A 5,141-nucleotide genomic window follows, 5' to 3' on the forward strand; every position below is an offset into this window, starting at 1 on the left:
CGCCGGCGCCGTGTCCGGTCGGGGGGTTGGCCGGCGGCCTCGACGAGCAGCCGGACCGGGGCGCCGCCGGTCGCGGAGGCCGCGACGAGCACCGCGTCGAGGTGCGGGTGCAGTCCCTGGACGGGGACGCCCCGTTCGTCGTGCACGAGCCCCTCGGCCCGGCCGCCGTCGCCGTCGCCGCCCAGGTCGATGAGGGCCTCGACCCGGCGCCCGGCCCAGCGTTCGGGAACCGTTGCCCGGAGCCGGAACCAGGTGGTGGCCCAGGGGCCTCCCCAGCTCTCGCCGGCCGTGAACGGGGTGAAGTCGGCGCGCAGCGCCACCTCGGCGGGAACCGGCTCACCCGGCAGATGCCAGGCTCCGATGTCCATCGGAAGCCGTTGCGGATAGAGCGCGGGGCGCAGCCGTTCGGCGAGGAATGCGGCTATGCGCTCTTCGCCGGAATTGATCCGGTCATGCATGGGCAGCCCTTCCTGTCCAGCCAGTGACCGCCATGTAAAACCATGTGTGTTATCAAGTCAACGCCTGGTGCCACTTCCGCTTTACCGCAGGTCGTGACCTGGTGAAATAGCGATGTCAGGATAGTTTCGGGCCGCAATGAGCAAGTATTGTCCAGTAATTCGCCTGACATCGCAGGCAGCGAAATGCGGCGGGCCGGGCCGCTGCCGGCTCTTCCCGCCGCCGTGCCGGAATGCCGCACCTTTTCCGGTGTCCGCCGCCTTTCACGGGCCGATCGGTTCGCTTCGGTTTATCGCAGGGGAACGGGCGCGGGCCGCTCGCAGCTGCTGGTCACCGCCAGCGCGGTGCCGCGCTGCGCCGCGTCCAGCAGGGTGAGCATCACGTCCAGGACGTGCTCGGCGAGTTCGGCGGAGGCCAGGTGCGGGCGCCCGGCGGCCAGTGCGTCGGCGAGGTCGGCGAGTCCGATGCCGCGGCCGGCGCCCGGGTGGCCGGCCGAGACCGGCAGCGGTTGCCAACTGCCCGAGGAGTACAGCTCGACCGGGCCCGCGAAGCCGTTGGGGTCGGGTACGGACAGCGAGCCGTCGGTGCCGTGCACCTCGATGCGCGGCAGCCGGGCGGCGTGGATGTCGAAGCTCATCACCAGCGTGGACAGGGCGCCGCCGGCGTGTTCCAGGATGCCGGTCACGTGGGTGGCGACCTCGACCGGGAAGCGCTGCCCGGCGCGCGGGCCGCTGCCGATGACGCGTTCGGCGCGCGGGGTGGCGGCGGCGCCGCTGACCGTGGCCACCGGGCCGAGCAGGTGGACCAGCGCGGAGAGGTAGTAGGGGCCCATGTCGAGCAGCGGGCCGCCGCCGGGCCGGTAGTAGAACTCCGGGTCGGGGTGCCAGGCCTCGTGCCCGGGGGTGGTCATGAAGGCGGTGGCGGCGACGGGCGCGCCGATCAGTCCGTCGTCCACCGCCTTGCGCGCGGTCTGGGTGCCGGTGCCGAGTACGGTGTCGGGCGCGCTGCCGACCCGCACCCCGGCGGCGCGGGCCGCGGCCAGCACTCCGGCGGCCTCCTCGCGGGTGGTGGCCAGCGGCTTCTCGCCGTAGACGTGCTTGCCGGCCGCGATCGCGGCGAGCGCCACCTCGGCGTGCGCGGCGGGGACGGTCAAGTTGAGCACCGCGTCGACGTCGTCGCGGGCGACGAGTTCGGCCACGCCGCCGGCCACTTCGGCGCCGCCGCGGCCGGCCGCGGCGCGGGCGCGGCCGGTGTCCAGGTCGGTGACGGCGGTCAGCCGCAGGTCCTCGCGTGCGGCCAGGGTGTCCAGGTAGGCGCCGCTGATCTTGCCGGCGCCGACCATGCCGATCCTCAGCGGGCGGCCCACAGCAGTCCCCTCTCGGTCAGCGTCCGCACCTCGGGCACGTCGAAGTCGTCGGCCTTGTGGCCGATCGCGGAGACGAACACCCGTCCGGCGCCGCGGGTCCTGGTCCACACCGCGGGCATCACCACGGGGTGGTCGCGCCCCGGGCCGGGCGGGAAGGTGGTGGTGGCGAGGACGTCGATGTCCGGGTCGGTGGCCACCCAGTACTGCTCGGTGTGCACGCCGAAGGCGGTGAGTCCGGCGACCACCGGGTGGTCGGCCCGCTCGGGGCGCGGCTGGACGGTGTGGTCGTGGAAGCCCGGCGGGTGCATGAGGAACTGACCGCCGGTCAGCAGGGTGTAGTCGAGGTCGCCGCGGAAGGAGTCGAGCACCCCGCCGTGCCAGCCGGCGAATCCGGTGCCCGCCTCGACCGCGCGGACCAGGCCCCGGGTCTGGTCGGCGGTGATCTCGCCCATGGTCCAGCACTGGACGATCAGATCGGTGGCGGCGAGGAGTGCGGCGTCGGTGTAGGCGTCGAGGCTCTCGGAGGTCTCGACGCCGAAGCCCCGGTCCTTCAGCCAGGGCAGGAAGAGGTCCGTGATCGCCACCGGTGAGTGGCCCTCCCAGCCGCCGCGGACCACAAGGGCCCGCCGGGTCGCAGTGGTCACGGGCGTTGCACGCTCCCATCGGTGCTGCAGCGGGCCCGTACGGATAGGCGAACAGCGTCCGTACGGGTAGCAGAATGACGTACCGGATTCCGAACGTAAGGAGGCCCATCGGAGTTTGTCAATCCCTTTGACAAACCCGAACCGGCGGTACGCCAGGGGGTGGTGGGGGCCCCGGCGCCGCGGGCGCGGACGGGGTTTCAGCGCCCGCCGAGGCGCTTGAGCAGGGTGCTCAGGGAGTGGGCGGCCTCGATGACCGCCTGGGCGACCTCCTCCAGCCGCGCGTCGTCCATCCGGCTCGCCGGCGCCGAGCAGCTGATCGCGTCGGCGCCCTGGCCGCTGCCGAGGGCCACCGCGACACACCGGATGTCCACCGAGTTCTCGCCGTCGTCCACCGCCCAGCCGCGCAGCCGCGCCTCGGCGAGCTGGGCGAGGAAGGCCTCCGGGTCCACCACGGTGTTCGGCGTCAGCCGCTCCAGCGGCCAGTCCAGCCGGCGCTGCACCTCGGCGTGGTCGTACTGCGAGAGCACCGCCTTGCCCAGCGCGGTGGCGTGCGCGGGCAGCCGGCGGCCGACCGCCGAGTACATCCGCAGGGCGTGCCGGGACTCGCGTTTGGCCAGGTAGACGACGTGCGTGTCGTCCAGCCTGCCCAGGTGGACGGCCTCGCCGGTCTCGTCGGCGAGCGCGTCGAGCACCGGCCCGGCCAGGCTCGTCACGTCGTCGCCCTCCAGGTAGGCGGTGCCGGTCAGCAGCGCCTTGAGCCCGAGGCTGTACCGGGTGCCGGCCGGGTCGAGATCGACCCAGCCGCGCGCCTCCATCGTCCGCAGGATGGCGTGCAGGCTGCTCTTCGGCACGGCCATCGCGCCGGCCATCTCGGCCAGCGAGAGCCGGGCCCCGTCGGCCCCGAGGAGCTCCAGCACCTCCAGCACCCGGGCTGCGGACTTGACCTCCTCGGGCCTGCGCCCGCGCGCCGCTTCTGCCACCGATTCCACTGATCCTCCGCTCCCCGCGCCGACGCCTCAACGGCCCCTGGGTGCCCACCCAATCGCAGCGCGCGCCTTGACGCTATCTCAAACGCGACCCTATGTTCAGGTACTCCAACGTCATTCGGTCTTCTGAACGATCGAAACCCGAGGCAGGGGCCATGCGTATTTCTCACGCATCTCACGCAGCTCGCACACCTTTCGCACGATATTCCCCGAGCGTCCCCAAGGCGCCGCGGACCACCGGACCGTCCCGGAGCCGGCGCAGGCTGCTGGCGGTGGCCGTCGCGACCGTGGTCTCGCTGGGGCCGATCGCCGCCTGCGGCGGCTCGTCCGGCGGCTCGGGCGACAGCAAGACGCTGGACATGTGGACCTTCAAGCAGTCCCATGTCACCGGTCTGCGCAACGCCGCCGCGCAGTTCAAGAAGCAGACCGGCATCACCGTCAAGATCGAGGCGTACGGCCCCGACGACGCGTACACCACCAAGGTGCAGGCCGCCGCCAAGACCCACGACCTGCCCGACGTGCTCGAAGTGCACTCGGACGGCGAGGACTGGGCGCTGGGCGCCACCGGCATCGCCAAGGACATCGCCGGCGACGTCGGCGCCGACTGGAACGGGCTGTACCAGAAAGGCGTGCAGACCTCCGGCAGTATCACCGACGCCGCGTACCAGGAGTCGCTGCCGTCGGACTCCAAGTCGCACGGCGTCCGCAAGGGCCAGCGGTTCAGCGTGCCCTTCACCTCCGGCACCTTCGGCATCGTGATGGGCAACAAGAAGATGCTCGCCGCCGCCGGGATCACTCAGCCTCCCGCCAGCTGGGAGGAGTTCATCTCCGACCTGAAGGCGACCAAGGCCAAGGACGGCACCAACGGCGGCGTCAGCCTCGGCCTGAAGGTCCGCGCCACCGGTCTGACCTGGGTGCTCCAGCCGCTGGCCTTCGCCCAGCTCGGCAAGGAGAAGTACCAGGCGCTGTTCGGCCAGAACCCCGCCGCGGACTTCTCGTCACCCGACGGGCTCAGTGTCCTCGGCCTGTACGACCAGATGCAGCCCTACTGGATGCCCGGCACCCAGACGCTCGACATCGACACCGCCGACCAGGCATTCGCCCAGGGCAAGTCCGCCTGGGACATCGGCGGCACCTTCACGCTGGCGTTCCTCCAGCAGAACGGCATGAATCCCGACGACGTGATGGCCTTCGGCCTGCCGGGCCCGCAGGCCGGCGCGGTGCCCAAGCCGGCCCTGGGCCCGCTGGCGCTCACCGGTCTGACCGTCGCGTCCACCAGCAAGCACGCCGACAACGCCGAGAAGTGGATGAAGTTCCTCGCGCAGCCGTCGGTCGCCTCGAAGTTCGCCAAGGACGCCACCGAGGTGCCGGCCACCGAACTCGGCGCGGACGCCGCCCAGATCATGGGCCCGACGCTCGCCGACATGACCAAGACCTTCGTCGGCACGCCGGAGACCACCTACGACCCCGGCGTCAACACCTTCCGGCCCGGCGGCTACGACCAGGACTCGATGGCCGACGTGCTGGCCGACCTGAACCCGCTGGCCCAGAAGAACGTGGCCACCACCGGCAAGGCGATGGCCAAGCTCGAGGACTCCTTCTGGGCGACGGCGAAAAAGTGACCACGGCGCCTCGTCCCGCACTCGGCCCGGCGGCCGGAACCGGCACCGGCGGCGGCCCGGCGCCCGG

4 protein-coding genes and 1 pseudogene are annotated in these 5,141 nt (G+C 72.0%); 1 reads left to right on the forward strand and 4 read right to left on the reverse strand.

Annotated features, from left to right (window positions below):
* The 4 genes and pseudogenes from GA0115240_RS14660 to GA0115240_RS14675 form a co-directional block, all read right to left on the reverse strand.
* A pseudogene (locus tag GA0115240_RS14660) lies at nucleotides 1–458 on the reverse strand (alpha-mannosidase); the annotation flags it as partial.
* A gap of 287 nt (nucleotides 459–745) precedes the next feature.
* Nucleotides 746–1,822, reverse strand: a complete 1,077-nt coding sequence (locus tag GA0115240_RS14665; protein ID WP_093737121.1) for a Gfo/Idh/MocA family protein — start codon at nucleotides 1,820–1,822, stop codon at nucleotides 746–748.
* A complete protein-coding gene (locus GA0115240_RS14670) occupies nucleotides 1,807–2,466 on the reverse strand; it encodes a ThuA domain-containing protein (RefSeq protein ID WP_093737122.1) in 660 nt (219 codons plus the stop codon). Before GA0115240_RS14670 ends, GA0115240_RS14665 begins: the two co-directional genes overlap by 16 nt.
* Before the next feature lie 197 nt (nucleotides 2,467–2,663).
* Nucleotides 2,664–3,446 (reverse strand): IclR family transcriptional regulator, encoded by a 783-nt coding sequence (locus GA0115240_RS14675; RefSeq protein WP_256069807.1) that lies wholly within the window; start codon nucleotides 3,444–3,446, stop codon nucleotides 2,664–2,666.
* Between the two features lie 278 nt (nucleotides 3,447–3,724).
* Here GA0115240_RS14675 and GA0115240_RS14680 point away from each other — a divergent pair, with 278 nt between their 5' ends.
* Nucleotides 3,725–5,074 (forward strand): ABC transporter substrate-binding protein, encoded by a 1,350-nt coding sequence (locus GA0115240_RS14680; protein ID WP_161302223.1) that lies wholly within the window; start codon nucleotides 3,725–3,727, stop codon nucleotides 5,072–5,074.
* The last annotated feature ends 67 nt before the right edge of the window (nucleotides 5,075–5,141 follow it).

The organism is Streptomyces sp. DvalAA-14, assembly GCF_900091855.1.
Classification (GTDB): Bacteria; Actinomycetota; Actinomycetes; order Streptomycetales; family Streptomycetaceae; genus Actinacidiphila.